We start from the raw sequence: 26,005 nt of genomic DNA on the forward strand, positions 1-26,005 counted from the left end.
CCTCCTCGCCCCCGACGACGCCGGCACCGTCAGCAGTACCGGACCGACCCCGGCCCCGTCACCCGGACGAGTGTCACGTCCGGCGGCGGCGCTCCACGAGGGCGAGGCCCGCGGCCGCCGCGGTCGCGACGACGAACGACAGCAGCGACGCCGACAGCCACGACGGCGGCGTGAGCCCCAGGGCGTCGCGCAGCGCGGTCCAGGCGGCGGACCAGACGGGCGCGCCACCCGGGTTGACCAGCTGGTACACGACGAGCCCGACCGCCCACGCGACGACCATCAGCGGGCGGGAGGGCGCCCAGCGCGACAGGTCGCCCGCGGCGCCGCGACGCACCAGCGCGTCCCCCACCCCCACGCCGAGCAGCGGCACGAACACCGACCCGATGACCGCGAGGAAGACCGCGTAGTCGTCGATGGTGACGCCGAGGGCCAGCACCGTGATGAGCGCGCCGATGACGAGGCAGAGCACGCGACGGTCGGCGCGCGGCGCGAGGTTCTGCACCGAGACCGCCGTCGAGTAGACGTTGGCGAACGACTGGTCGGTCTCGCGCGCGGTGAGCACGAGCAGCGCCACGAGCCCGAGCGGCGCGGCCAGCATCGGCGCGAACACCGCGTCGCCGTCGCCCGCCACCAGCGCGAGGGCGGCCAGGCCGACGACGAAGCAGACGATCTGGGTGATGCCGTAGCCGACCGTGGCCGCGGTGAACGCGGTGGAGACGCGCCGGGAGTGCCGGGAGAAGTCCGAGGCGACGGGGATCCAGGAGACGGCGACGGCGATCGCCGCGTCGGTGCCCGCCCAGAACCCGGCCCAGGAACCGCCGCCGGCGGCGAGGTCGAGCTCCGGGCGCGTGAAGAGCCACCAGGCCAGGTAGGCGACGGAGATCGCGACGAGGATCGTCACCACCCGGCGCAGCAGCCGCAGCATCCCGAGCGGGCGCAGGGTCAGCAGGGTCGTCACCACCCCGGCGCCGACCACCCACGCCCACGTCGGCCCGCCGAGCGCCAGCGTGCCCGCCTGGGCGATGACGACCAGCTCGAACGTGCCCCACCCGATCAGCTGGACGACGTTGAGCACCGACGGCACCCACGACAGGACCCCACCGAACAGGCCGCGGAGCAGCACCATCGCCGGCGCCCCGGTCGCGGCGCCCGGCATCGCGGACAGCCCGACCATCGCGCTGCCGATCAGGGTCCCGACGACGGTGGCGACGACGGCGGCGGTGACGGTCAGCGGCGGCGCCCCGGCGGGCTGGAGGACGGCGAGGACGCCGGCGAAGCCCAGCAGGCTGACGCCGAGGTTGGCCCAGAAGGCGCCCTGGTCGAGGAAGCCCAGGGTCTGGGGGACGGGTCCGTCGAGGGTGGGCGCGACCTCGGGGTGCGCACCGGTCCCGGAGGTGGACGTGGACGTGCTCATTCGCAGCCTCCCTGCGCCGGCATGATCCGGATCAGGTTCCGACGGTCGGGACCGCTGCCGCCCTGCTTCGGCGAGGTCCCCTCTCAGCCCGGTTTCGCCCGGACTCCCGTGAGCGCCGCGTCGGCGCCTGCCCCCGACGGTAGGTCGGCGAGCGCACGAACGCGAGAGGGCCGCCCGCCGTGATCGCGGAGATCACGGGGACGGCCCCTCGGGTTCGTGCTCAGTCGCGGCCTACTGCGGCAGGTTCGCGCACTGCTCGTCGTTGTTGATGCACTCCGCACCGGCATCGTTCGAGGCCTGGCTCGCGATGTTGTGGTAGTCGGAGTGGTCGGTCCGCGGGTCGTGCTGCTCGTTGGGGAAGCTGTCGATCTGGAAGGTGCGGCCCTCGGGCTGCTCGTACTGCAGGGTGATCCGCAGCGCCGGGATCGGCGTCTGGTCGTCCTCGCAGTTGCCCTGCTCGTCCGGGAAGAAGATGTGCGACCGGAAGTCCTTCGAGTCGAGGTTCTCCCCGTCCCAGCAGCTCGGGTAGTCGAGGATACGGGTGAGCCGCTCGTTGTCCCCGCAGATCGGGTACTGCTCGGTGATCCGGTTCTCGTTCCCGGCGCCCGTGCAGGTGTACTTCGCGTTGACGTTCTTGCCGTCCTGCGCGCCCTGCTTCGCGTTGCCCATGATCATCATGAGGTGGGTCGGCATGGGCTCGACCTCCCGGTCGCCGTGCCCGTGGAAGCGCAGGTCGACCGAGGCCGGCTGGACGATCGAGCCGACGTTGCCGTCGAGGCTGCCGCCGTCCTCGCCCTCGTCGGGGGCCTGGCCGTTGATGTCGCGCAGCACCGGCCAGAAGAACGCCGAACCGTCGCCGTTGACGCAGGAGGTCTGGCCCGCGTCGGCCGCCTCCTGCAGCGGGTCGTCGTCGGAGTTCGCGTCGGTGGTGTGGTTGCCGACGTAGTCGTGGACGTGCTGGGCACCGTTCCGCTTGCCCGGCGCGGCCATGTAGTTGTCGGAGTTGTTGTGGTGGCTGACGCCGCAGTCCACGGAGTAGGACCCGCCGGTGAACACACCGCCCTCGCCGATGTTGCCGTTCTCCTCGACATCGCTGATGTCGACGAAGTCGCCCGCGTCGGCGTTCGCGGCCTCGTCGCGGCCCGGGAACTCCTCCTCCTGGGCCTCGGCGGCCTCGACCTCGGGGGCCTCGTTGTCGGCCTCGACCTCGCCGACGTCCTCGGTCATCCCGTTGTTCTCGGCGGCACGGCGCTGGCCCTCGTCCTGACCGTCCTCGCCGTCCTCACCGTCCTGGCCCTCGTCGCCCCGGCCCTCGTCCTGGCCGTCCTGGCCGTCCTGGCCGTCCTGGCCGTCCTGGCCGTCCTGGCCGTCCTCGCCCTCCGAGTCCTCGGAGCCGGACCGGCCGCTCTCCGAGTCCTCGGAGTCCTCGGAGTCCTCGGAGTCCTCGTCGTCGCCGGAGCCCTCGTCGTCGCCGGTGAGCGAGCTGAGGATCCCGGAGTCGGAGCCCGAGCCGGAGTCGTCGTCGGCGAAGGCCGAGCCGGCGACGGTGACGATGCCGCCGGTGATGAGCAGGGCCGCCACGATCGCGAGCAGCCGCTTGGGGAGTGATACGCGATGTCGTCCGCGTCGGGGCACGGGGAACCTCCTACGGGTGCCCGCGGCGCCGGGACGTGGGGAGCTCGTCCGGGGAGTCGGCGTCGGGGACACGGGTGTCCACGGGTGGTGTGTCGGCGGAGCACGGACGGCGGCATGACGTGAGGGGGAGCGTCGCCGTCCGGCTCCGACGGAAGGTCACGGTAGGGACACGACCGGGTGACGGGGCCGACCCTGAGAACATCCGTGTCCGGACACCGCTCGCAGGCCCGCTCGGCGCGACGATCGGCAGGCTGATGCCGCCGAAAGGATGAATCCGTGCTCCGCTCGCCCCGCCCGGCTCTCAGGTGACCACCGGTCGGCGACGCCGACGAGCATCACGTCTCCGCTCGGCGCTCGTCGATTGAAACCGCGAGCAGCTCGGGCCACAGTGGCCGCGATGAGACCTGACCGTTATGCGGGCGCGGAGCGGGGCCGCGTGCTGTGCGTGGCCCCGTCCCACCGCACAACGAGCGTCCTCGTGGGGACGTTGCGGTCCCACGGCTTCGAACCGCAACTCCTTCGTGAGAGCTGGAGCGTCGGGGCCACGGCCCGGGCGAGCGGTGCGCGCGCCGTCGTCCTCGACGTCGAGATGCCCGGGCTGCGGCCGGTCGAGGTGCTCGCCGACCTCCACCGCGACAGCCCGCGCACCCCCGTCATCGCCCTGACCAGCCCGGAAGCCCGCGACCGCACGGTCTCGACCCTCCGCGCGACCCAGGACGACTACCTCGTCACGCCCTTCCCCATGGAGGAGCTGCTGGCGCGCCTGCGGCTGCGCCTGGGCGACGACCGGCCCACCGCGCAGCTCTTCCTGCGCCGCGGGGAAGTGGCGGTCGACACAGCGCTCGAGCAGGTCTTCGTCGAGAACAAGCCGGTGAGCCTCTCGCGCACCGAGTTCGCCGTGGTCGACGCGCTCATCCGCCACCCGCGGGGCCAGGCGATGTCGCAGGAGCAGCTCGTCACGCGCGTGTGGGGCGGCCCGCCGACGTCGAACATCGTCGAGGTCTACATCGGCTACCTGCGCCGCAAGCTCGGCGCGGAGCGGATCCGCACCGTCCGCGGGCGTGGCTACATCCTCGAGGGCTGAGGACGCCCGCGACGTCGGCGCGGGCGCGGCCGTACCTCGACGATCAGCCCCGACGATCAGCCGACGGGCCGCGTGTCGGCGCGGTAGTCCTGGCTCGGCGGGCCGAGGACGATCCGTCCCTGGCCCCGCCCCGGCACGTCCGTGGGCCATCCCGGTCCCGGGCCCGGCTCCCAGCGCAGCACGTACTCGAACGGGTCGGGCGGCGCCGTGTCCGCGTGCAGGTAGTTGACGCGCAGGAGCGCGCGCGTCAGCGGTCCGGCCTGCGCCGACCGCTCCTCGACGAGGGCACGGACGCGGGACTGGTCGGAGAACTCGTCGACGATGTCGCACCGGCAGGCGAACGCCAGGCCGCCGATCTCGCCGGGTGCCTGGACACTCGCCCCGGGCGGCAGCGCCGCGCCGAGCTGCTGCCCGGCCGTCTGGTACTGCGCCGCGGTGGCCCAGTTCCCGTACAGCGTGGGGAACGCCCAGGGCACGCCCGGAGCGATCATGAGCCCCACGCTCACGCCGGACAGGACGGCGAGCCCCGCGGTGACCGCCCCCGCGCGCCGCGCGCTCAGGTCCGCGGCGCCGAGGGCCGCGCACAGCGTCAGCAGCGCGAGGGAGGGGCAGTAGTACCAGATGTAGGACGAGACACCCATCGCCGCGTAGGCGCCGTAGTGCGCGGCCCCCGCCAGGCCGCAGGCGACGACGACCCGGTCCAGCAACCGGCCCCGGCCGGCGACCCAGCGTGCGGCCGACACGACCAGGGACACGACACCGACGCCGACGACGACGCCGATCAGCAGCATCGACACCGGCCACCGCTGCGCCATGAACAGCGGGCCGTTGCCGAAGACCTCGCCGTTCGGGAACGCCCCACCCGTCTTGATGATGAGGCTGTCCGGCACGAAGCTCCCGAGCGCGACCCACGACCAGAGGTGCCAGGGCAGCGCCACGAGCGCGCCGAGGACGAGGGCGAGGAGGCCACGGACGGGCTCGCGGGGCTCGCGGACCACGAACAGGACGGCGACGACCACGACGACGGGGAGCACGAGAATCCGGCCGGGTGAGCACTGCGAGCCCGGCGAGCACGCCGGTGGCGACGACCCGGCGCTCCGCCGCGTAGCGCGCGACACCGACCAGGGTCGCCACCACCAGGAACGACTCCATGCCGACCACCGAGGCGAAGATCGGCGAGGTGACGACCAGCCCGACCGTCAGCGACCCCAGCACCAGCGGGCGGACGCCGACGAGCCGGGCGAGCCCCGCCGCCCAGACCGCCGTGAGGGCCGTCGTCAGCACGAGGACCAGGCCGACGGACACCGCCGGGCGCCCGGTCGCGAGGATGCCGCCCGCGAGCAGCCAGACGTTGAGCGGCGAGGTGGCCGAGTTCGCGTCGCGGAACGGGGTCAGACCCCAGTGCCCGAGCTCGGCGAGATTCCGGGCGTAGTCGAGGGTGATGTAGGAGTCGTCCGGCATGCCGCGGTAGGCCGCGAGGAACAACAGCCCGCCCAGGAGCGCGCCGACGGCGGCCGTGAGCAGCGTCTCCGGCGACGGTCGCCGACGGGTGGCGGTGGGCGGGGTGTCGTCGACGAGGGTGGGCATCTCGCGGACCGGACCGCTCGCCGGGTCGAGACCGGTCGCCACGTCAGCTCTCTCCCCCGACGGGGCGCCGATCGACGACGATCTCGTTCGGCATCCGCCCGCTCCGTCCCGCCGTGTCGGTGTCGCGGTCCATACCACCACGCCGGGCGGCGGGGTCGCCGACGAGGGCTCCCGGGCGGGTCGCGACGTGCCCGGCCTACGCGGGGAAGAGGGTGTCCTCGCGCTGCGTCGGGTCGCCGCCGACGCGGATGAACCACTCGGTGCCGAAGGCCAGCGCGAACCGGTCGTCGGGCAGGGCGAGGAAGAAGGAGTCGTCGGGGATCTGGCTGCGGTGCGCGCGCATCGCCTCCCGCTTCGCGGCGAGCCAGGGCGTCACGTCGACGCGGGTGGTCAGCTCCGCCTCGGGGGAGCCGAAGCCCTCGGGGTCGAGGTCGGGCATCTCCTCGCCGGCCTCGCGCGCCATCGCGGCCATGCGCCGGAAGTCGTCACGGTTGCTCGTCGACTCGTAGACCCGCGGCGTGCCGGCCAGCTCCCCGGCCCGGCGGCCCACGCGGTGGACCTGGACGTGGTCGGGGTGGCCGTAGCCGCCGATGCGGTCGTAGCAGGTGAGGACCTCGGCGTCCTCCTCGCGCAGGATCGCCGCGAGCCGCCCGGCGGCCTCCTCGACGTCCGCCGACCAGAACGACCCGGGCGCGCCGTTGGTGTCCGTGTCGACCATGCCGGAGTCGACGTAGCCGAGGAACTCCACCCGCGCGACGCCCAGCACCTCGGCCGCCGCGTGGGTCTCCTTGACGCGGCGCTCGGCGAGCGTCTCGCCGTTCTCGAGGACGCCCGGGACGATCTCGCCGTGCTCGCCGCGCGTCGCGACCACCAGGACGACCCGGTGCCCGGCGTCCGCGGCGGCGCGCATGACGCCGCCGCAGGCGATGCACTCGTCGTCGGGGTGTGCGTGGAAGGTGACCATGGTCGCCACGGACACGGAGCCTAGTGTCGGCGCCTCACGCCAGCGCGATCGACGCCACCAGCACGATCGCGACGAGCAGCAGCAGGGCGACGGTCCCCAGGATGACGCCGGCCCGGGGCCCGGGTCCGCGGGCGAAGAGCTCGCGGCCCTGCAACCCCTCGGAGCGGGCGGCGGCGCTCGCCCACGGCGGCGCGGTGTCCTCGGGGCGCACGACGCCGCCCCCCGCCGACCGCGCCGGCGCGCCGGGCACGAACTGCGTGCGCTCCGGCGGCGGGGACGCCTGCCGGGCGGGGCCGCCGGCCCACGGAGAACGCCCGGCGCGTCCCGGCGGTCCCGACCACGGCGGCTCCGCGGCCGGACGCCGGCGCACCACCTGGGTCTCCTCCGCCACCGGCGCCCGCTCCCCCCGGCTCACGACCTGCGTGCGGTCGGCGGCGGCCGGACCCGCGGCGTCGCGCACCACCTGTGTCGTGTCGGGCGAGGCGTCCTCCGCCTGGTCCGCCGACCACCGGAACGGCGGCGGGAAGGGGTCGGCCGGCAGGGGCCGCTCGTCGGTCTCGACGTCGCCCTCCTCGGCCGGGGGCGGCGGGGGACGCAGCCCGGGCGACGAGCGCGTCTCGGGCAGCGGCGGCGCCTCCGCGGGCGTCGCCGGGACCGGGATGCCGCGGGGGGCGGCCGGCTCGTCCTGCCCGGCAGGCGGGTCGGAGGCGGGTTCGGCCGACGCGGGCTCGTCGGGCTCGGGCTCGGCTGCCGCGGGCTCGGCCGCCGCGGGCTCGGCCGCGTCGGGCTCGACGGGCGTGGGCTCGGCCGGCACGGGCTCGACGAACGCGGGCTCGACGGGCGCCGGGCTGTCCGCAGGCGGCGAGCTCTGCGTGGACGACGAGGTCTCCGTGGACGACGGAGCCTGCGCCGATGGTGGCGCCGAGGCCTCGGCGGTGGCGCCGCTCGACGCCGCCGGGCGCTCCGCCGGTGTCGGCTCCTCGGCCATCGGCGAGCCCGGGGTCGCCGAGCTCGTCGGCTCTCCGGTGCCGGGCTCCCCCGTGGCCGGGGGCTCGCTCGGGGCGAGGGCGCCGGCCACCGCGCCGGCGGCCGGCAGGGCCACCGCGGCGTCGGCGGCGCCGGCGGCCCGTGGTGCCGGCGGGGACGGGGGCGCGCCGGGGGCCGGGTCGGACGGCCGCGACGGTCCGCCCGTCGGGCCGCCGGCGGGTGGCGGTACGCCGGGGGTGTCGGCCGTCGGCCCGCGCGCGCCGCCGTCACGCCCGTCCGGCGGACGCCGGGGCTCGGATCCCGCGGGTCCCGCGGGGCTCGGAGCGCCGGCCGGCGGTGCCGGCCCGTGGCCCGCACCGCCGGCGGGTCCGCCCGCCTGCGGTGCGCCGGGTCCTCCGGTTCCTCCGGCGGGTCCGCCGGGCCCGGCCGGTCCACCGGTCGGCCGGCTCGCCGGCCCCGGGGGCGGGACGGGGCGGTCACCCGGAGGCGGGCCCGCGGGGGGCCGCCCGTTCGGGGACCCCGGAGCCGACGGCCCACCCGGCCGTGACGGCGTCCCACCCGCCCGCGGCGCCGACCGATCCGCACCGCCGCCGGGCGGACGCCCCGCCGCGTACCCGGCGTCGAACTCGGGGTCGAACCCCAGCTCGCGCTCGGCCGCGTCGAGCTCGCTGTCGTCGAGGTCGTCGCGCGCGGCGGGCGGCGGGGGCAGGCGGCTCGCGAGGATCGCGTCCCGTCGGCGCCGGTAGGACTCGGCGTCGACCCGGCCGGTGGCCAGGTCCTCGTCGAGCCGTCGCAGCTGCTCCGGGACGCCCATCGCACCTTCCTCCACGGTCGCCGCCGGACCGCGTCCGACCTGGGCAGGTTCCGCACGGTAACGCACGACAGCGGTCCGTGAGCGGTCACGCGAGACCGGCTCCGACGTGATCTCCGCGAAAAGCAGCGAACACCTCGGCGGCGCGTCGCGAAGGAGGCGGCGACGTGGCGTGCACGGGCTGCGCCACCCACGACCGTCAGCCGAGGCCCCAGCGGTCCAGCCCGAGGGCCGCGGACGAGAGGACGACCCAGTGTCGCCGAGCACGCGCAGTACCGCCCCTGCCACCGGCCGCGTCGTGCCGAGGCCCGCCGAGGGCGTCTGGCCGGGCCTGCAGGACCCCGGCGAGCACCAGCTGCGGATGAGCGTGGCCCGCGGCCTGGTCCGCGCGGCGATGAAGCGGCTGCCGATGCACCTCGTGTGGCCGGACGGGTCGCTCGAGGGCGACACCTCCGGGCCCGGCCTGCGCCTGATCCGGCCCGAGGCGTTCTTCACCCGTCTCGGCAGGCTCGGCCTGATCGGCTTCGGCGAGGCCTGGATGGTCGGCGACTGGGACTCCGACGACCTCGTCGGCGTGCTGCGCACCCTCACCGACCACGTCGAGGAGCTCGTCCCGCGACCGCTGCGCGGGCTGCGCCGCCTCTACGACCGCGGGCAGCCGCGCGAGGAGGTCGCCGCCGACGCCGAGGTGTCCCAGGAGAACGTGCACCGCCACTACGACCTGTCGAACGAGCTCTTCGCGCTCTTCCTCGACGAGTCGATGATGTACTCGGCCGCCTGGTTCGACCCCGAGCGTCCCGGCGAGCCCCTCGTCGACGCCCAGCACCGCAAGATCGACGGCGTCCTCGACCTGGCCGGCGTGCGCGCCGGGCAGCACGTGCTGGAGATCGGCACCGGCTGGGGCGAGACCGCGATCCGCGCCGCCCGCCGCGGCGCGCGGGTCACCACGCTGACCCTGTCGGTCGAGCAGGCCGAGCTCGCGCGCGTCCGCGCCGAGCGGGCCGGCGTCTCCGACCGGATCACGATCGACGTCCGCGACTACCGCGAGGCCACCGGCACCTACGACGCCGTGATCAGCGTGGAGATGATCGAGGCGGTCGGGGCGCACTTCTGGCCCGAGTACTTCACGACCGTCGACCGGCTGCTCGCACCGGGCGGCCGCTTCGGGCTGCAGTCGATCACGATGCCGCACCACCGCCTCGAGGCGACCAAGTCGTCGTACACCTGGATCCACAAGTACGTCTTCCCCGGCGGCCTCATCCCGAGCCTCGAGGCGATCGACGGGACGCTGGCGCGGCACACGTCGATGGCGGTGGTCGACCGGCGCTCGATCGGGCTCGACTACGCCGAGACGCTGCACCGCTGGCGCGCGACGTTCCTCGAGCACGAGCCGGAGGTGCGCGCGCTCGGGTTCGACGAGACCTTCGTGCGCATGTGGGACTTCTACCTCGCCTACTCCGAGGCCGGGTTCGCGTCGGGCTACCTCGACGACTACCAGCTCGGCATCGCCCGTCCCTGACCGACGTGGCGCCGTTCACGAACAGTCAGTGCTGACCGCGCCGCGATGTCGGGGTTAGCCTCCCGCACGGGGTACAGGACCCCCTGTCGTGACCGTGCCGCAGAGGAGCGCCGCAGAGAGATGGACACCACCGACGTCGCCGCGATCGTCACCGGCGGGGCCTCCGGCCTCGGCGGCGCCACCGTGCGCCGGCTCGCGAAGGACGGAGCGCGGGTCGTCGCCATCGACCTGCCGAAGGCCGTGGACGGCGCCGAGGCGCTCGACGGCGTCGAGTACGTGGGGGCCGACGTGACCGACGGCGACCAGGTGGCCGCGGCGGTCGAGGCGGCCACGGCCACCGGGCTGCCGCTGCGCGTCGTCGTCAACTGCGCGGGCATCGGCACCGCCGGCCGCGTGCTGTCGAAGAAGGGGCCGCACGACCTCGCGCTGTTCAACCAGGTCATCGGCGTCAACCTGATCGGCACCTTCAACGTGATGCGGCTGGCCGCCGAGGCCGTCGCGCAGACCGAGCCGCTCGCCGACGGCGCCCGCGGGGTCGTCGTCAACACCGCGTCGGTCGCGGCGTTCGAGGGCCAGATCGGTCAGATCGCGTACTCGGCGTCCAAGGGCGGCGTGGTCGGCATGACGGTGCCCGCGGCGCGCGACCTCGCGCAGTACGGCATCCGCGTCATGACGATCGCGCCCGGGATCATCGACACCCCGATGCTCGCCGGTGTCGAGGACTCGTTCCGCGAGCAGCTCGCCGCCGGCATCCCGTTCCCGCAGCGGCTCGGGCGCCCCGACGAGTACGCGCAGCTCGTCGCCCAGATCATCGAGCACGACTACCTCAACGCCGAGGTCATCCGCTTCGACGGAGGCCTGCGGATGCAGCCCCGCTGACCGCCCACGGGGCCCGCTAGAGATCGGCGAGGTGGGGCACCTCGAGCACACGCTCCGAGGTCATCCATGTGCGCAGCGTCCACGTGGCCCACACGTCGTCGGCGTTGTAGACCAGCAGGCGTTCGCGCTGGCCGGGGTCGGGCTCGCCGCCGTCGAGCCCGACCGCGTCCCGGTACCAGCGCATGGAGTTCTCCCCGCCGGCCTCCGGGTCGTGCCAGGAGAAGCCCGCCGACGGCGCGACCCGCTTGAGGCCCTTGCCGTGGGGGCACAGGAACGACTCGCTGACGGCGGGGAACAGGTCGATCCACGCCTCGGACGCGATGAACTCCTCGACCTCGGCGGCCGGGGGCACGCCGGGCATGCCCGCGAAGCGCTCGGCCGAGGCCCGCAGCCAGCGGTTCTCGGCCTGCTCGTTGTAGCAGTAGGCGCGCAGCACGAGCCCGCGCGCGGCGCAGCGGGCCCGGACCTCCGTGAGCCACGTCCAGAACTCGCCGAACGAGCGCCCCTCGTCGCGGGTGGGTAGCGGGTCCCACGTCACGAACGCCCGGTAGCCGTGCTCGAGCCCGATGTCCGCGCCGGTGAGCAGGGCGCCCCACAGGTAGGCGCCGTCCTCGCCGAGGCTCTCCATGTCGACGTCCACCTCGACGTCGCCCCGCGCCACCACGGGGCGGGCGACGCGGCGCACGAGCGGGACGTCGCGGGTCCAGGCCCGGGCGAGCGCCACGGCCTCGACGAGGTCCGGCACCTCGCCGACCTCGGGGAGCTCCGGGTCCGGCTCCGGGCCGGGCAGCCCCGCCGCCGGGTCGAGCGCCGCGAGCTCGCGCACCGTCGTGACACCCCGGCCGCGCAGGCGAAGGGCGGCGTCGCCGCGCACGACGAGGCTGACGTCGTCGGCCGCCCGCAGCGCGGACTCGCACGTCGGCCACCAGGGGCAGCGGCGGCACTCGGTGATCCGCGAGGGCTCGGCCAGCGCGGGCCCCCGCGCGCGGGCGGACTCGGCGACGGCGAGCCGGTCGCCGTGGCGCCGGTCGTAGGTCTCGAGCGCGCTGCGCCCGCCGGGCCCGGCGTCGGCGAGGTCGATCCACACCACGACGTCCGCGTCCATGCCGACGACCCCGCCCCACACCGGCGCGTCCGGCGCCTCGGGCGGCGCGAGGCCGGCGGCGCGCAGCATGCGGTGCAGGTGGGCCAGGCGCATGACGTCGCGCGTGACCGTGCGGACCCGCCGCGTCCCGTCGGACGTCGCCGCCTCGGGGTAGGGCTGCCCGAGCGGCGAGGTCAGCGCGCCCTCGCCCGGGTCGGTCACGCGGTGGCGCACGACGATGAGCGGCCACCAGCCCGAGGCCGGCTCGCCGGGCACCGCGCGCACCAGCGCCTCCGCCCCGCCACGGCGCCCCTCGGCCGCCGGGAGCTCCGCGTTGCCCACGACGTCGGGCCGGCGCTCGTCGTCGGCCAGCAGCTCGCGCGTCGCGACGACGCGGGCCGCGGCTGTCGGCGCCGCGGGCACCGCCGCCCAGCGGGAGCCCAGCAGCTCCGCCCAGCGCGCGGCCAGCACCGCCCGGTGCGCCGCCGCGTCGGCACGGCGCATCGCGACCCCGGGGTCGGCGTCGTCGCCGGCCGGCACGCCCCCGGGCCCGAGGTCCTCGGGCGGCACGTGCTCGAGGTGGACCCGGCGGCGGCACCGCGTGGTCGCGGCGGCGTCGAGCAGGACCGGCCGCCGCGTCGGGGCGGGCGCGGCGGGCGGACACCCGTCGTCGGCCTCGTACGCGGCGGTCGTGCTCATGGCGCGAGTTTCCCACGTCACCCCGACAGCGCCGCTGGTCGCGGGCTCCTCAGCGTCCGGGAGCCCGTCCGGGACCCCGTCCGGGGCACCGGCGGGTGTGGCGCGGGGAGGACCCGGGCATACGGCCCCCGACCGGCCGGGACCGTCCCCGACACCGCGCACCGACGCGCGGGGACGATCACTTCTCCGGCGTGTCCGCCCGGCCACTAGGGTGCGGGCGATCCGTCCGGGGCGCCGCGCCCACGGGCACGACGACGGGAGGGCCCATGGGACTGCTGCGGCGCCGCGGACGGCCCGCGACGGAGGCGGACGCGACGCAGGTCGGCGACGACGTCTTCGTCGTCAGCCGCAAGGCCGCGGACCTCGCCGTCAAGGCGCAGAAGGAACGGCGCCGGGCGGCACTGGCCGCGCGTCACCTCGCGGAGACCCAGGAGGCGACCCTCCTCGGCGACAAGAAGGCGCTCAAGGCCGCGAAGAAGCGCCGGAAGTCCGACGAGTCCGAGCTCGAGTCCGACGACGGGCTCGAGGGCGCCGCCGTCGACCCCTGGACCGGCGCGAAGATCAAGCGCTACATCGGGATCGCGCGGGTCGTGGTGCCCGTGGTCGCCCCGATCGTCTACCAGGCCGTCGGCGTGGCGCGGGACCGCTGGGACGCCCACCGCGCCCGCCAGCTCGGGATCGCCCCCGACGAGCTCTCCGAGTTCACCGGCCGCGGCGCACACCTCTACGCCCGCGTGCACAACCTCGCCCTGTCCGCGCACGACCTGCGTGACCGCCACGGCGCCGGCGACGACGACCGCGCGCGCGAGATCCGGTCCTTCGTCGAGGACGCGGAGCAGCGGCTCACGGACATGGAGTCCGCGATCCGCGCGGCGGACCAGATGCCCTCGAGCCGGCGCCGCAGCGCCCACGTCGCGATCGCGGGCGAGCTCGAGCGGATCGAGGACCGGCTGCTCGGCATGTGGGGTCTCGGTGGCGGCCAGCGCACCGCGATCGACTCCCAGGGCCCCGCCGGCCGCGCCTGATCCGCCCCGGCGTCCCCCGGCGGTTGGCCCGAACGGGCGACCGCGGATGTTCCCGACACATCACGATCGCGATACGGCGTCCACGTCACCGCCCGTGACGCAGGCGCTCATCGGGACGTGACCCGGGTCACGATGTCGGCGCGGAGCTGCGGGGATGGCCGGATGTCCGACCTGACGGAGCGCATCCGACCACCGTCCGCGGTCGGTTGTGCGCGGTGAACATCGCTCGAATGTCGGACCAACGGGGTGACAACCCCGTGTCTCCCGCCTACTGTCCCGGCAGCCGTTGTCGCAGGGACAACGCCCGTTGCCTCAGACGCCCACCAGGGACGTCCGCGACGACGGGGACACCGGAGGGGAGGGCGGGCCGTGAGCCCTCGTGCGCGCACCGGCAGCCCGGAGACGCCCGCACCCCGCTCCCCCGCCACCGCGCTCGGCACGTCCGAGACGTCCGCCCCCGCCCCGCGCGGGCGCCGCTCCCGCGACGAGGCCGGCGGCCCCGTGCATCGGGCGCTCGACGTCCTCGACCTCCTCGGCGCCCCCGGCGGGCCGTCCTCGCTCGGCGTCGTCGAGATCGCCCGCCAGCTCGGGCGTGACAAGTCGCAGGTCTCGCGCCTGCTCAAGCTCCTCGCCGACGCCGGGTACGTCGACCGCGAGCCCGGCTCGCTGCGCTACCGCATCGGCACCCGGCTGTTCGCCATCGGCGCGACCGCCGTGGACCGCCGCCTGCGCGACGAGGCCGACGCCACCGTCGCGCGCGAGGCAGTGCTGCTCGGCGAGCGGATCGACGTCGGCATCCGCAGCGGCGGCACCGTCATGACCATCAGCACCGCCGCGCCGGACAGCGAGCTGCGCGCCGCGGGGTGGGTGGGACGCACGATGCCGTTGTCGTGCACCGCCACCGGTCGTGCGCTCCTGTTCGACCTCGACACGGCCGCGATCGCGCGCATCATCGTCCCCGAGGGCCTCGGGCCCGCCGGCCCGGCCGCGCCGCGCTCGCTCGACGAGCTCGTGTCGCGGGTCGGCGACGAGCGCCGCCGGGGATGGGCTCTCGCCCGTCACGAGACCGACCGCGGCCTGCTCTCCCTCGGCGCCCCCGTGCGCGACAGCAGCGGCGCGGTGGTGGCCGCCCTCGGGGTGAGCGGGCCCGAGTCCCGCGTCGACCCCGTCCTCGACGAGGTCCGCGCCGCGGTGCTGCGGGCGGCCTCCGACCTGTCCCGGTCCCTGGGGGCGGAGGCGAGCCCGCCGGGCCGTGCCACCGCCCGCGCCGGACCACCCGGCCCGGCCACCGGCTCCCCCGTCGCTCCGCTCGCCCCCGAAGAATCCCCCGTCGCTCCGCTCGCCCCCGGAGAATCCCCCGTCGCTCCGCTCGCCCCCGAAGACGTCTCCCCCCTGTCCACTCCCCCTGCTCCCGAGAGAGGAGCGTCGTGACCTTCCTGGACTACCTCAGCGAGAACTCCCAGCAGATCCTCTTCCTGACCCAGGCCCACTTCCTCGTGGTCCTCATCGCCGTCGGCATCGGCTCGGCGATCAGCGTCGCGCTGGGATTGGCGGTCTCCACCGGCGAGCCCGACCCCCCGCGCTTCTCGGTCGACTGGTTCGCCGCCGGCGTCCGCGAGGGCGGCCTGGTCTTCACGGCCGCCCTGCTCACCGTGCCCTCGCTGGCCCTCTACGCGCTCTTCCTGCCGTTCACCGGCCTGGGCGTGACGACGGCGATCATCGTCCTCGTCATCTACACGCTCTACACGGTGCTCCGGAACACGGTGGCGGGCCTCACGACCGTCGACCGTGCGGTGCTCGAGTCGGCGCGCGGGCTCGGCTACAGCAGGATGCGCCGGCTGCTCACCATCCAGCTGCCGCTGGCGTGGCCGGTCATCCTCAACGGCATCCGCGTCACCACGCTGATCTCGATCTCGATCGCCGTGGTCGGCGCCGTGGTCCAGGGCCCCGGCCTCGGGATCCTGCTGCTGAACGGGATCTCCCGCATCGGCGCGGCGAACTCCTTCTTCCAGGTCCTCACGGGCACGCTCTTCTGCCTCGTGGTGGCCGCCGTCTTCGAGATCTTCTTCGCCATCGTCCAGCGCCTGACCATCCCCAGGGGGATCCGTGTCTGAGACCACAGACCAGCCCATCGTCGAGACCCCCGACGGTGCGGGCAAGCCCGACATGATCGTCCTGGAGGGCGTCGAGAAGATCTACCCGGGCAGCACCCAGCCCGCGGTGAGCCAGCTCGACATGCACATCCCGCAGGGCGAGATCGTCATGCTGATCGGCCCCTCGGGCTGCGGCAAGACGACCACGCTCAAGATGATCAACCGGCTGATCGAGCCCACGTCCGGCCGCATCATGCTCGACGGCAAGGACGTCACCCACGTCAACGGTGACCAGCTCCGCCGGGAGATCGGCTACGTCATCCAGCAGGGCGGCCTCTTCCCGCACTTCTCCATCGCCGACAACATCGGCGTGGTCCCGAAGATGCTCGGCTGGGACAAGGGACGCATCCGCGAGCGCGCCGACGAGCTCCTCCACCTCGTCGGCCTCGAGCCGTCGACGTTCCGCGACCGCTACCCGCGCCAGCTCTCGGGCGGCCAGCAGCAGCGCGTCGGCGTCGCCCGGGCGCTGGCCGCGGACCCGCCCGTCATGCTCATGGACGAGCCGTTCGGCGCCATCGACCCGATCACCCGCGACCGGCTCCAGGACGAGTTCCTCGAGATCCAGCGCACGGTCGGCAAGACGATCGCGTTCGTCACCCACGACCTCCAGGAGGCCGTGAAGCTCGGTGACAAGATCGCCGTCTTCGCGACCGGCCGGCTCGAGCAGTACGACGACCCCGAGACGGTCCTGACCCGCCCGGCCAACGACTTCGTCTCCGACTTCGTGGGCGGCGGGGCCGCGGTCCGGCGCCTGTCCCTGCTGGAGCTCGCGCACCTGGAGCTGCACCCGATCGAGACCGACGAGGCCGGGGCGAGCGCCGCGCCGGGCCGCAACGGCACCCCGGTCGCCGAGGTCGACGGCTCGGGCAAGCCGGTGTCGTGGCGCCACGTGCCCGGCGCCGACGCGACGGGCACGCCGCTGGTGACGGTGCCGATCTCGGGCACGGTCTACGACGCCGTCGACGTCATGCTCGACGGGTCGGCGTCGCTGGTGGCCGTGGTCGACGAGGAGGGGCGCGCCCAGGGCGTCCTGCACTGGAACGACCTCGTCGGCGGCCTGCGCACGAGGGAGCGCAAGGCATGAGCACCGCGACGAGCGAGACCATCGACGCCCAGGCCGACGCGGCCGCCGAGGAGGAGGAGAAGAAGCAGGGCACCGCCGCGAGGTTGTGGGCCCAGCACTACGACCTCGTCATCCTCCCGGCGATCATCGTCGTCGGGCTCGGCCTGCTGTTCCTCTACATCTCGACCCAGCAGCTCGACACCATCGAGCAGCGCGTGCTCGAGCCCGCGAACGTCCTCGGTCTGCTGCGCCAGCACCTCGTGCTCGCGGCCGTGTCGACGATCCTCGTGCTCGTCATCGCGGTGCCGGTCGGCATCATGCTCAGCCGGCGCTGGGCCCGGCGCCTCCAGGGCCCGGTCCTGGCCGTCGGCGGGTTCGCCCAGGCCCTGCCGCCGTTCGGTGTCCTCCTGCTCATGGCGTTCGCCTTCAGCTTCGGTCCGACGACGGCGGTCATCGGCCTCACGCTGGCGGCCCTGCTGCCCGTCCTCCGCAACACGGTCATCGGCCTGCAGCAGGTCGACCAGTCGCTGATCGAGGCGGCACGGGGCATGGGGATGTCGGCGCGCCAGACGCTCTTCCGCGTCGAGGTCCCGCTGGCGGTGCCGGTCATCGTCGCCGGCCTGCGGGTCGCGCTGGTGCTCAACGTCGGTACCGCCACCCTCGCGAGCTACATCGGTGCGGGCGGGCTCGGCGAGCTCGTGCAGCAGGCCCTGCGCCTCAACCGCATCAACGTCCTGCTCGTGGCCGGCGGCATCATCGCGGCGCTGGCCCTGCTCATCGACTGGCTCGCCGGCGTCGCCGAGCGGGTCGTCGTCACCCGGTCGGGCTAGCGCCCGCCCTCGAGTTTTCTCTCGGCCGTCCGCCCCGCGCGCGAGGCCCGGCCGACCCCGGAGGATAAGGAGATCACTGTGCGGTGGACATTCCGCGGCGGCCGTGCCGGTCGTCGTTCCGGTTGGCGGGCGGGCGCGGTGACGCTCGCCGCCACGGCCCTGCTGGCCGCCGGCTGCGGCGGCCTGTCGGGCAGCGGCCAGCCCGAGGCCCAGGGCGGCAGCCTCGCCGCGAGCGGCATCAACCTCGCCGGACAGACCTACACGGTCGGGGGCAAGGAGTTCGACGAGCAGCTCGTGCTCTGCAACATGACGATCGCGGCCCTCCAGTCGGTGGGCGCGACGGCCAACAACCGGTGCAACATCACCGGTACCGCGGCCACCCGGTCGGCGCTCACCAGCGGCCAGATCGACATGTACTGGGAGTACACCGGCACCGGGTGGATCACCCACCTCGGCAACGCCTCGCCGATCCCGGACTCGCAGCAGCAGTACGACGCGGTCCGTCAGGCCGACCTGGCCCAGAACCAGATCGTGTGGCTGCCGCCGTCGCCGTTCAACAACACGTACGGCATCGCGACGACCCGGCCGTTCGCCGAGCAGAACAACCTGCGCACGCTGACGGACTGGGGCAACTTCATGAACAGCGGCAACCCGGCCGCGACGCTGTGCGTCGAGGCCGAGTTCGCCGGCCGCGACGACGGTCTGGCCGGGCTCTTCCGGACCTACGGCGTCACCAACCCGCCGGCCGGTCCGCCGCGACTGAACACGCTGGACACGGGCGCCATCTACCAGGCCACGGCCAACGGCAACCCGTGCAACTTCGGCGAGGTGTTCACCACCGACGGCCGCATTCCCGGCCTGAACCTGGTGACGCTGCAGGACGACAAGAACTACTTCCCGCTGTACAACGCGTCGCCGACCATCCGCCAGCAGGTGTTCGACCGGAACCCGAGCGTCGCGCGGGTCTTCGAGGCGATCACCCCGCGCCTGACCAACGAGGTGATGCTGGACCTCAACGGGCAGGTGTCCTCGCAGGGCCAGGACCCGCAGCAGGTCGCGACGCGCTGGCTGCAGCAGCAGGGATTCATCGGCGGCCAGTGAGCCCGACGGTGATGTCCTGACGGCGTGACGACGGCGGCGGCCGGTCGGGGTCCCCGGACCCCGGCCGGCCGTCGTCGTCCACGGCGACGATCCGTCCACCACCCGTTCCGAGACGACGAAGGCTGCACGCCCGTGCTCCGATCCCGGCGCTCCCTGGTCCCGATCCTCGTGCTCGTCGCCGTCGCCACGGCCCTCGCGACGTGCCTCGCGGCCTGCTCGGAGAGCCCGCGGCTGACCCCGCCGGGCAGTGTCGCGCGCGAGGTCGACCTCAGCGGGCAGACGCTCACGGTCGGCGGCAAGGAGTTCGCCGAGCAGATCGTGCTCTGCAAGATGACCATCGCCGTGCTCCAGTCGACCGGCGCGACGGTGGTCGACCGCTGCGACACCAAGGGCTCGGCGAACGTCCGCGCCGCCCTGACCAGCGGTCAGATCGACATGTACTGGGAGTACACCGGCACGGCCTGGCGGCTCTACCTGTCGCAGGAGTCGACGATCGCCGACCCGCGCGTGCTCTTCGAGGCCGTGCGCACCGCCGACGCGGGCAACCGGGTCAGCTGGTTCGACCCCACCCCGTTCAACAACACCTACGCGATCGGCGTCCGCACCGACATCGCCCAGCGCCTGCGCGTCCGCACGATCTCCGACTTCGCCGCCCTCGTCCGGTCGGGCGCGCCGGAGGGGACCCTGTGCGTCGACCAGGAGTTCACCGGCCGCGAGGACGGGCTGCAGGGGATGCTCGAGACCTACGAGATGACCCTCGACGACCGCTCGCTCCACACCCGCCAGATCGACCAGATCTACGACGCCATCGCCGCGGCGAAGCCGTGCACGTTCGGCGAGGTGTTCGCCACCGACGGCCGCCTCAACCCGCTGCGGCTGTCCACGCTCGTCGACGACCGCGGCTACTTCCTGCCCTACAACGCGGCGCTGACGGTGCGCAGCGACGTGGTGGGCCGCGCGCCACGCCTGGCGCTGGTGGGCCGGATGCTCGCGCCGACGCTGACCGAGCCGGTCATGCGCCAGCTCAACGAGCGCGTCTCCGCGGGAGGCCGCGACCCCGACGAGGTCGCGCGCGCGTTCCTGCGCGAGCAGGGGCTCACCGGGTGAGTCGGCGCGGGTGAGTCAGCGCGGCGCGTTCGCCCCGCCGAGCGCGGCCACGGCCTGCGCCGGGGGGACCGTGCCGCCGACCAGGTCGAGCACGGCGCCCGCCGTCTGCGGGGTGTCGAGCAGCGCGAGCAGGACCGCGGCGACGTCGTCGCGGGTGACCTCGCCGTAGCCGACCGGGGTGGCGGAGCCGACCGCGCCGAGCCGCACCAGCCCGGTGCCCGGGTCGTCGGTCAGGCGCCCGGGACGCAGGATCGTGAGGTCGAGATCCGTTCTCGCCCGCAGCGCGTCCTCGGCCGCCTTCTTCGCGCGCAGGTAGTGCGCCCACACCGAGTCGTCGTCCCCGGGCGCGGGCGGGCTGTCGATGTTCATCGCGGAGACCAGCAGGTAGCGCCGCACCCCGGCGGCCGCCGCGGCGTCGGCGAGCAGCAGCGCGGCGTCGCGGTCGACCGTGCCCTTGCGCTCGACCGTGCTGCCCGGGCCCGCGCCGGCGGCGAACACGACGGCGTCGGCGCCGGTCAGGTGCGCGGCGAGCTCGCCGGAGCCGATGGCCTCGAGGTCGGCGACGACGGGCTCGGCGCCGGCCTCGCGCACGTCGTCGGCCTGCGCGGGGTCGCGGATGAGGGCGACGGTCGCGTCACCCCGTCGGGCGGCCTGTCGCTCCAGCCGCATCGCGATCTTCCCGTGTCCACCGGCGATGACGATGCGCATGGCCCCGACGATACCGGCGAGCCGGGGCGCCGGGGTCGTCGCCGATGGCGCCGTTGTCCGTTTCGGCGACCGGTGGAAACCGTCCCCTTGCCCACGACCGAACGATCACGTGTGATGTGGGACGCGTTTGAGCGGTCCCCACGCGACCACCACCACCGCGCGCGACGCCACCGCGCACCCAGGGAGGCCACACCCGTGTACGAGAAGAACGGTGAGAAGTACTTCGTCGTCGATTCCCACATGCACTACTGGGACGCGTCGCCCGAGAACTGGGTGCAGGGTGCGGAGCAGTACGCCAAGGGCTGGATCGAGTGCTTCCACGCCTACCAGTCCCTCGGCCCGGCCGAGACCCACCAGCCGATCGAGGAGTTCCAGAAGGTCTCCGAGGACCAGCTGATGCGCGAGGTCTTCGAGGAGGGCCACGTCGACGTCGCGATCTTCCAGTCGACCTACCTGCGCGAGTGGTACAAGGACGGCTTCAACACGAGCGAGCGCAACGGCGAGCTCGCGAAGAAGCACCCGGAGAAGTTCCGGGTGAACACCCGCTTCGACCCGCGTGACGGGGACGCCGGCATGCGGGAGTTCGAGAAGAACGTCGAGCGGTACCAGCCGCTCGGCGCCAAGCTCTACACCGCGGAGTGGAACGGCGACTCCCGGGGCTTCAAGCTGTCCGACCCCGAGTGCTACCGCTTCCTCGAGCGGGCCCAGGAGCTGGGCATCAAGAACATCCACGTCCACAAGGGCCCGACGATCTGGCCGCTGGACAAGGACGCCTTCGACGTCTCCGACGTCGACCACGCCGCCACCGACTTCCAGGGCCTGAACTTCGTCGTCGAGCACGTGGGCCTGCCGCGCATCGAGGACTTCTGCTTCATGGCGACGCAGGAGCCCAACGTCTACGCCGGCCTCTCGGTCGTGCTCGGCGGCCTCATGCACGCCCGCCCGCGCTTCTTCGCCAAGGTCATGGGCGAGCTGCTGTTCTGGGTCGGCGAGGACAAGATGACCTTCGGCTCGGACTACAACATCTGGGAACCGAAGTGGCAGGTCGAGGGCCTGGTCGACTGGGACTTCCCGGAGAGCGCCGAGTACGACGACTACCCGCGCCTCGGCGTCGACGGCAAGAAGAAGATCCTCGGGCTGAACGCCGCGCGGCTCTACGACATCCCGGTGCCCGCCGAGTGCCGGCTCTCGTCGGACGCCAGCGCGCCGGCGTCGGCCGACGACGCCGAGCTCGTCAACCGTGAGGTGGCCCAGGCATGACCGTGCTCTCCGACGCCCGCGCCACCGGACCCGGCGGGGTGAACGCGGCCGAGGCCGCCGCCGCGACCGGCACGGCGGCGCGGGTGTGGGAGGCGCTGCGGACCGTCCGCGACCCCGAGCTCGACACCGACGTCGTCTCGCTGGACTTCGTCGGGTCGTGCTCGGTGGACGACGACGGGGTCGCGCACGTGTCGCTGCGCCTGCCCACCTACTTCTGCGCCCCGAACTTCGCGTTCCTCATGGTCGCCGACGCCCACGACGCGGTGTCGGCGGCGCCCGGGGTGACCCGTGCCGACGTGGTCCTCGCCGACCACTTCGCCTCCGACGCCATCAACGCCGGCGTCGCCGCCCGGGCGGGCTTCGTGTCGTCGATGGCGGGCACCGAGGTCGGCGAGGCGGTCTCCGAGCTCGACGACCTGCGGCGCACGTTCACCGAGCGCGCGCTCATGGCCGGCACCGACCTCGTCGTCCGCCCGATCATGCGGGCCGGCGCGACGCCGGAGGACGTGGCGGCCATGACGCTGGGCGACGCCCCGGCCTCCGACGACCTGCGGCGGCTGCGGGAACGCCGCCGCGAGCTGGGCATCCCGGCCGGGGACGCCGACCCGCTCGTCGTCGACCCCACCGGCGCAACCGTCGGCGTCGAGGCCCTGCCGCTCCACCTGCGCAAGGCCCGCTCCTACCAGGTGGGCGTGGACGCGAACACGAGCATCTGCCGCGGCCAGCTCGCGGCGCGCTACGGCGTCTGAGCGGGTCGCTGCGGACAGGGCCCTGCGGTTGGGCGGCTCCGGCGGGGTTCGTGACGAACGAACGGCGCTTTCGCTGCTTCGGTAGCAGCGAAAGCCCCGTTAGTTTGTCGGAGGTGGACGCATCTGCATCAGTGCCCTGGGCCAACCGGGCTAGGCGGCCTCGCGGACAGGGACGGCCCGGACGAGCGGGCGCGGACGCGAGGCGGCGAGGAGGTAGTGGCTCCACACCTCGTCGATCACCCGCTGCGGCTCCGTGCGCAGTCGCCGCGGGCGATGGCTCACGACGATCACACCCGCGGCGACGAAGTCGGCCCGTCGCCGCGCGGTCGCGTCGTCGCCGTCGGGGTGGAACTCGAAGGAATCGATCTCCCACGCGAGCCCGACGTCGTCGAACCAGCCGTCCGGCCGGCCCAGGAGCCGCCCGTCGGCCCGCATCACCGAGGGGTTCCACAGGACCGGCGGCAGGTCACTGCGCGCGTGCAGGTCCCGTGCCCAGCCCTCGGTCGCCGACCGGATCCCGTCCTCGATCTCGACGAGCACCTCCCGCACCAACCCGGTTCCTCGCTGCGAGCCTGCTTCGAGCTCGTTGCGCAGCCGCGCGACGGTCGACCGCCGGGCGCCGACCACCTCGGCCAGGAGCGCGCGCACCTCGTCGCGGTCCGGGCACCGCCGCAGGGTGTCCACGACCGCCCGCTCGAGCGGGGCCACGGGTACGTCGTCGCGGACGATCGGCGTCGGCAGGCGTTCGGTGCGCTCGACCACCACGAACCCGCTCGACGTGAGGCGCCGGTCCGCGGCCACGAGGACGTGGACGTCGTCGGTGGCCGGGAGCCGGCGAAGACTGTGGCGCCGGGCCGCGTCGACGCCGGTGACCACGGGGTCGGGGCGCGCGTAGACCAGGGCGGTCTCGACGCGCTGGTCCCGGGTCGGCGGGCCGCTCTGGAGCAGCGCCGTCCCGCGCACCGGGCGTTGCCACAGCCCGCGACGGATGCGACGAGCGACGGTCGACGACGACATCCCGGCGGCCACCAGGTCGGCGACGGCGACGACGCGCCGGGGAGCGAGAGCGGCCAGCTCGCTCCAGGTCGGTCCCGGACGGCGGGGTCGGCGCGGCATGCCTCCACCATCCGGCCTGTCGACGAGGGCGAGGTACGCACACGTCGTCGTCCGGGGATGACGGCGTCCCCTGTGGACGACGGAAGACCCCGCTCGCGGCGTTCTTCGCCCACGTGGAGGACACGGAGTCGCGATCGGCGGTGCCGTCGAGAACAAGAACGGCGCTCTCGCTGCTTCGGAAGCAGCGAGAGCGCCGTTCGTTCGTCCTTGGGCGCGAAAGGGCGGGGTCAGCCCCAGACGTCGCGGGCCACGGAGACGACGAGGTCGAGCTTCGCGCGCTGCTGGTCGGCGGTGAGGTCGTTGCCCTCGACCGTCGAGGAGAAGCCGCACTGCGGGGAGAGGCAGAGCTGCTCGAGCGGCACGTACTTCGTCGCCTCCTCGATGCGGCGCTTGAGCGTGTCGGGGTCCTCGAGCTCGCCGGTCTTGGTGGTCACGAGACCGAGCACCACCTGCTGGTCGCCGCGGGGCAGGAAGCGCAGGGGCGAGAAGTCGCCGGAGCGGGCGTCGTCGTACTCGCAGAAGAAGCCGTCGACCTGCAGGCCGCCGAAGACGGTCTCGGCGACGTGGTCGTAGCCGCCCTCGGCCGCCCAGGAGGAGCGGTAGTTGCCGCGGCACATGTGCGTGGTGACGCGCAGGTCCGACGGGCGGTCGCGGAGCACCTCGTTGATCGTGTCCACGTAGCGCACGTGCATGTGGTCGGCGTCCTCGCCGCGCGCGGCCATCGACTCCCGCTGGGCCGGGTCGTTGAGGTAGGCCAGCGAGGTGTCGTCGAGCTGCAGGTAGCGCACGCCGAGGTCGTAGAGCCGCGAGACCTCGGCGCGGTACGCCGCCGCGAGGTCGGCCCAGAAGGTGTCCGCGTCGGTGTACGGCGATCCCTCGTGCACCGGGGCCCCGCCGAGGCGGTAGTGCAGCATCGACGGCGAGGGGATCGTCAGCTTCGGCACGGCCGTCGTCACCGTCGAGGCGAGCATCGAGAACGCGTCGCCGAAGATGGTCTGCGAGAGCCCGATGCGCTGGTCGATCACCAGCGACATGGCCGCGAACGTGATGTCGCCCGAGGAGTTGCGGAACGCGACCTCGACCGAGCTGTCCTTCGACGAGGAGACGCCGTCGAGCTGGTAGAGGAAGTCCATGTGCCACGACGTGCGGCGCAGCTCGCCGTCGGTGGCCGCCTGCAGGCCGGCGTCCTCCTGGAGCTTCACGACCTCGCGGATCGCCTCGTCCTCGGCGGCGCGCAGGGCGTCGGCGTCGATGCGACCGGCGGCGTGGTCGTCGCGGGCCGCCTTGAGGGCGGGCGGGCGCAGGAGGCTCCCGACGTGGTCGGCGCGGAACGGGGCGCTGGTCCGGGCACTCATGCACGGGAGGTTATCCGCGCCGCACGGCGCCCGGCCCGCCGTCGTCCCACCCAGTGGAAACGGGATCCCGGAGGGCCACCGTCAGCCGGCGCGCGCCCTCGCGCACGGCGCGCTCGAGGCGGTCGCGACGGTCGGCGATGCTGCCGGGACCGCCGGCGGGGACGACCGGCACGGCCACCGCGACCGCGCCCACCAGCACCGGGCCGTCGGCGCCCGGCACGCGCACGGGAGCGGCCATGCAGGCCAGGCGTTCCCGCAGCTCACCACGGTCGACGGCGAGGTCGCGGCGGCGCACGGCGTCGAGCTCGCGCTCGAGCGCCGCGCGGTCGGTCATCGTGCGGTAGGCGTGCGCGGGCAGGCCGTCGCGGTCGAGGACCGCGCGCCGCTCGGCCGCGCCGCACTCGGCGAGCCACAGCTTCCCGATCGCCGTCGCGTGCAGCGCGCCGCGCCACGTCGAGATGACGGGCACCGGGTGCTCGGCGCAGTCGTCGTGCGCGACCACCACGACGTCGTCGTCGCGGAACGCCGCGTAGAGCGCGCCCGCGCCGGCGGTGCCGTGCACCTCGCCGAGGATCCCGCCCAGCCCTCGGGGCACCGGCAGCTGGGCGACGAGCCGGTCGTGCAGCGCCGGCAGCTTCGGCCCCAGCCCGAAGCCGCGCGAGGCCTCCAGCCGCACGAGGTAGCCGTCGGAGACGAGGCTGTCGAGCAGGTGGTAGGTCGTCGACAGGTTGTACTCGAGGCGGCGCGCCACCGCCTTCGCCGTGATGCCGTCCCCCGCCGCCGCGACGACCTCCAACACCTGGAGGGCGCGGTGCACCGACGAGAGCGCGCTCACAGGAGTACAGCGAACCCGAGCCGCGCGCGCCCTGCCACCG

22 protein-coding genes are annotated in these 26,005 nt (G+C 74.2%); 12 read left to right on the forward strand and 10 right to left on the reverse strand.

Going from position 1 to position 26,005, the window contains the following annotated elements; all coding sequences use genetic code 11:
• Positions 1 to 73 precede the first annotated feature (73 nt).
• Together ACYX4T_RS18935 and ACYX4T_RS18940 are read right to left on the reverse strand one after the other, a co-directional pair.
• Positions 74 to 1,414: a purine-cytosine permease family protein gene (locus ACYX4T_RS18935; RefSeq protein ID WP_476010829.1), complete on the reverse strand. Its 1,341-nt coding sequence runs from the start codon at positions 1,412 to 1,414 to the stop codon at positions 74 to 76.
• 231 nt (positions 1,415 to 1,645) lie between these two features.
• A complete protein-coding gene (locus ACYX4T_RS18940; protein WP_476010830.1) occupies positions 1,646 to 2,995 on the reverse strand; it encodes a DUF1996 domain-containing protein in 1,350 nt (449 codons plus the stop codon).
• Between the two features lie 532 nt (positions 2,996 to 3,527).
• Between ACYX4T_RS18940 and ACYX4T_RS18945 the strand changes: the two genes are divergently transcribed.
• On the forward strand, positions 3,528 to 4,133 hold the full coding sequence (locus tag ACYX4T_RS18945; RefSeq protein WP_476010831.1) for a response regulator transcription factor: 606 nt from the start codon (positions 3,528 to 3,530) through the stop codon (positions 4,131 to 4,133).
• Between the two features lie 56 nt (positions 4,134 to 4,189).
• Here the strand turns inward: ACYX4T_RS18945 and ACYX4T_RS18950 are convergent, their stop codons facing one another.
• The 3 genes from ACYX4T_RS18950 to ACYX4T_RS18960 form a co-directional block, all read right to left on the reverse strand.
• The gene (locus tag ACYX4T_RS18950) at positions 4,190 to 5,167 is read right to left on the reverse strand and encodes a hypothetical protein (RefSeq protein WP_476010832.1); all 978 of its coding nucleotides are present in this window, start codon (positions 5,165 to 5,167) and stop codon (positions 4,190 to 4,192) included.
• Between the two features lie 749 nt (positions 5,168 to 5,916).
• Entirely contained in the window at positions 5,917 to 6,693 is a 777-nt protein-coding gene (locus ACYX4T_RS18955; RefSeq protein WP_476010833.1) for a PIG-L family deacetylase, read from the reverse strand.
• A gap of 25 nt (positions 6,694 to 6,718) precedes the next feature.
• Entirely contained in the window at positions 6,719 to 8,485 is a 1,767-nt protein-coding gene (locus ACYX4T_RS18960) for a DNA polymerase III subunit gamma/tau domain-containing protein (protein WP_476010834.1), read from the reverse strand.
• A gap of 295 nt (positions 8,486 to 8,780) precedes the next feature.
• Between ACYX4T_RS18960 and ACYX4T_RS18965 the strand changes: the two genes are divergently transcribed.
• Both ACYX4T_RS18965 and ACYX4T_RS18970 read left to right on the forward strand, forming a co-directional pair.
• Positions 8,781 to 10,001, forward strand: coding sequence for a class I SAM-dependent methyltransferase (locus ACYX4T_RS18965; RefSeq protein WP_476010835.1), 1,221 nt, complete (start codon positions 8,781 to 8,783; stop codon positions 9,999 to 10,001).
• Positions 10,002 to 10,121: 120 nt separating this feature from the next.
• Positions 10,122 to 10,880, forward strand: coding sequence for an SDR family NAD(P)-dependent oxidoreductase (locus tag ACYX4T_RS18970; protein ID WP_476010836.1), 759 nt, complete (start codon positions 10,122 to 10,124; stop codon positions 10,878 to 10,880).
• Between the two features lie 16 nt (positions 10,881 to 10,896).
• On the opposite strand, the gene ACYX4T_RS18975 is transcribed toward ACYX4T_RS18970, so the two are convergent.
• Complete coding sequence (locus ACYX4T_RS18975) at positions 10,897 to 12,663, reverse strand: TM0106 family RecB-like putative nuclease (RefSeq protein ID WP_476010837.1); 1,767 nt, start codon at positions 12,661 to 12,663, stop codon at positions 10,897 to 10,899.
• Between the two features lie 266 nt (positions 12,664 to 12,929).
• Here ACYX4T_RS18975 and ACYX4T_RS18980 point away from each other — a divergent pair, with 266 nt between their 5' ends.
• The 7 genes from ACYX4T_RS18980 (at position 12,930) to ACYX4T_RS19010 (ending at position 19,942) form a co-directional block, all read left to right on the forward strand.
• The gene (locus ACYX4T_RS18980) at positions 12,930 to 13,688 is read left to right on the forward strand and encodes a DUF6474 family protein (RefSeq protein WP_476010838.1); all 759 of its coding nucleotides are present in this window, start codon (positions 12,930 to 12,932) and stop codon (positions 13,686 to 13,688) included.
• A gap of 369 nt (positions 13,689 to 14,057) precedes the next feature.
• Positions 14,058 to 15,119, forward strand: a complete 1,062-nt coding sequence (locus tag ACYX4T_RS18985; protein ID WP_476010839.1) for an IclR family transcriptional regulator — start codon at positions 14,058 to 14,060, stop codon at positions 15,117 to 15,119.
• Complete coding sequence (locus ACYX4T_RS18990; protein WP_476010840.1) at positions 15,116 to 15,802, forward strand: ABC transporter permease; 687 nt, start codon at positions 15,116 to 15,118, stop codon at positions 15,800 to 15,802. Before ACYX4T_RS18985 ends, ACYX4T_RS18990 begins: the two co-directional genes overlap by 4 nt.
• Complete coding sequence (locus tag ACYX4T_RS18995; protein WP_476010841.1) at positions 15,795 to 16,925, forward strand: ABC transporter ATP-binding protein; 1,131 nt, start codon at positions 15,795 to 15,797, stop codon at positions 16,923 to 16,925. Before ACYX4T_RS18990 ends, ACYX4T_RS18995 begins: the two co-directional genes overlap by 8 nt.
• Complete coding sequence (locus ACYX4T_RS19000; protein WP_476010842.1) at positions 16,922 to 17,734, forward strand: ABC transporter permease; 813 nt, start codon at positions 16,922 to 16,924, stop codon at positions 17,732 to 17,734. The genes ACYX4T_RS18995 and ACYX4T_RS19000 overlap by 4 nt, the downstream gene beginning before the upstream one ends.
• Positions 17,735 to 17,812: 78 nt before the next feature.
• Positions 17,813 to 18,835 carry a glycine betaine ABC transporter substrate-binding protein gene (locus ACYX4T_RS19005; RefSeq protein ID WP_476010843.1) on the forward strand — a complete coding sequence of 341 codons (1,023 nt, stop codon included), beginning with the start codon at positions 17,813 to 17,815 and terminating at the stop codon, positions 18,833 to 18,835.
• 132 nt (positions 18,836 to 18,967) lie between these two features.
• A complete protein-coding gene (locus tag ACYX4T_RS19010) occupies positions 18,968 to 19,942 on the forward strand; it encodes a glycine betaine ABC transporter substrate-binding protein (RefSeq protein WP_476010844.1) in 975 nt (324 codons plus the stop codon).
• A 15-nt stretch (positions 19,943 to 19,957) separates the two neighbouring features.
• Here the strand turns inward: ACYX4T_RS19010 and ACYX4T_RS19015 are convergent, their stop codons facing one another.
• Positions 19,958 to 20,650 (reverse strand): SDR family oxidoreductase, encoded by a 693-nt coding sequence (locus tag ACYX4T_RS19015; RefSeq protein WP_476010845.1) that lies wholly within the window; start codon positions 20,648 to 20,650, stop codon positions 19,958 to 19,960.
• Between the two features lie 195 nt (positions 20,651 to 20,845).
• Between ACYX4T_RS19015 and ACYX4T_RS19020 the strand changes: the two genes are divergently transcribed.
• Entirely contained in the window at positions 20,846 to 21,910 is a 1,065-nt protein-coding gene (locus ACYX4T_RS19020; RefSeq protein WP_476010846.1) for an amidohydrolase family protein, read from the forward strand.
• Positions 21,907 to 22,659: a metal-sulfur cluster assembly factor gene (locus ACYX4T_RS19025; RefSeq protein WP_476010847.1), complete on the forward strand. Its 753-nt coding sequence runs from the start codon at positions 21,907 to 21,909 to the stop codon at positions 22,657 to 22,659. Before ACYX4T_RS19020 ends, ACYX4T_RS19025 begins: the two co-directional genes overlap by 4 nt.
• Positions 22,660 to 22,809: 150 nt before the next feature.
• Here the strand turns inward: ACYX4T_RS19025 and ACYX4T_RS19030 are convergent, their stop codons facing one another.
• The 3 genes from ACYX4T_RS19030 to ACYX4T_RS19040 form a co-directional block, all read right to left on the reverse strand.
• The gene (locus tag ACYX4T_RS19030) at positions 22,810 to 23,775 is read right to left on the reverse strand and encodes a hypothetical protein (RefSeq protein ID WP_476010848.1); all 966 of its coding nucleotides are present in this window, start codon (positions 23,773 to 23,775) and stop codon (positions 22,810 to 22,812) included.
• 227 nt (positions 23,776 to 24,002) lie between these two features.
• Positions 24,003 to 25,130 carry a 5-methyltetrahydropteroyltriglutamate--homocysteine S-methyltransferase gene (locus ACYX4T_RS19035; protein ID WP_476010849.1) on the reverse strand — a complete coding sequence of 376 codons (1,128 nt, stop codon included), beginning with the start codon at positions 25,128 to 25,130 and terminating at the stop codon, positions 24,003 to 24,005.
• Positions 25,131 to 25,140: 10 nt separating this feature from the next.
• Positions 25,141 to 25,965: an IclR family transcriptional regulator gene (locus tag ACYX4T_RS19040; RefSeq protein ID WP_476010850.1), complete on the reverse strand. Its 825-nt coding sequence runs from the start codon at positions 25,963 to 25,965 to the stop codon at positions 25,141 to 25,143.
• Between the last annotated feature and the right edge of the window lie 40 nt (positions 25,966 to 26,005).

This window comes from Actinomycetospora sp. ABD4_176, assembly GCF_056311855.1.

Bases quoted from the DNA above. Each gene is read 5' to 3' on its own strand.
- ACYX4T_RS18975 (WP_476010837.1), bottom strand. From the start codon at position 12,663: ATGAGCACGACCGCCGCGTACGAGGCCGACGACGGGTGTCCGCCCGCC.
- ACYX4T_RS19030 (WP_476010848.1), bottom strand. From the start codon at position 23,775: ATGCCGCGCCGACCCCGCCGTCCGGGACCGACCTGGAGCGAGCTGGCC.
- ACYX4T_RS18970 (WP_476010836.1), top strand. From the start codon at position 10,122: ATGGACACCACCGACGTCGCCGCGATCGTCACCGGCGGGGCCTCCGGC.
- ACYX4T_RS18980 (WP_476010838.1), top strand. From the start codon at position 12,930: ATGGGACTGCTGCGGCGCCGCGGACGGCCCGCGACGGAGGCGGACGCG.
- ACYX4T_RS18960 (WP_476010834.1), bottom strand. From the start codon at position 8,485: ATGGGCGTCCCGGAGCAGCTGCGACGGCTCGACGAGGACCTGGCCACC.
- ACYX4T_RS18935 (WP_476010829.1), bottom strand. From the start codon at position 1,414: ATGAGCACGTCCACGTCCACCTCCGGGACCGGTGCGCACCCCGAGGTC.
- ACYX4T_RS19015 (WP_476010845.1), bottom strand. From the start codon at position 20,650: ATGCGCATCGTCATCGCCGGTGGACACGGGAAGATCGCGATGCGGCTG.
- ACYX4T_RS19025 (WP_476010847.1), top strand. From the start codon at position 21,907: ATGACCGTGCTCTCCGACGCCCGCGCCACCGGACCCGGCGGGGTGAAC.
- ACYX4T_RS19000 (WP_476010842.1), top strand. From the start codon at position 16,922: ATGAGCACCGCGACGAGCGAGACCATCGACGCCCAGGCCGACGCGGCC.
- ACYX4T_RS19035 (WP_476010849.1), bottom strand. From the start codon at position 25,130: ATGAGTGCCCGGACCAGCGCCCCGTTCCGCGCCGACCACGTCGGGAGC.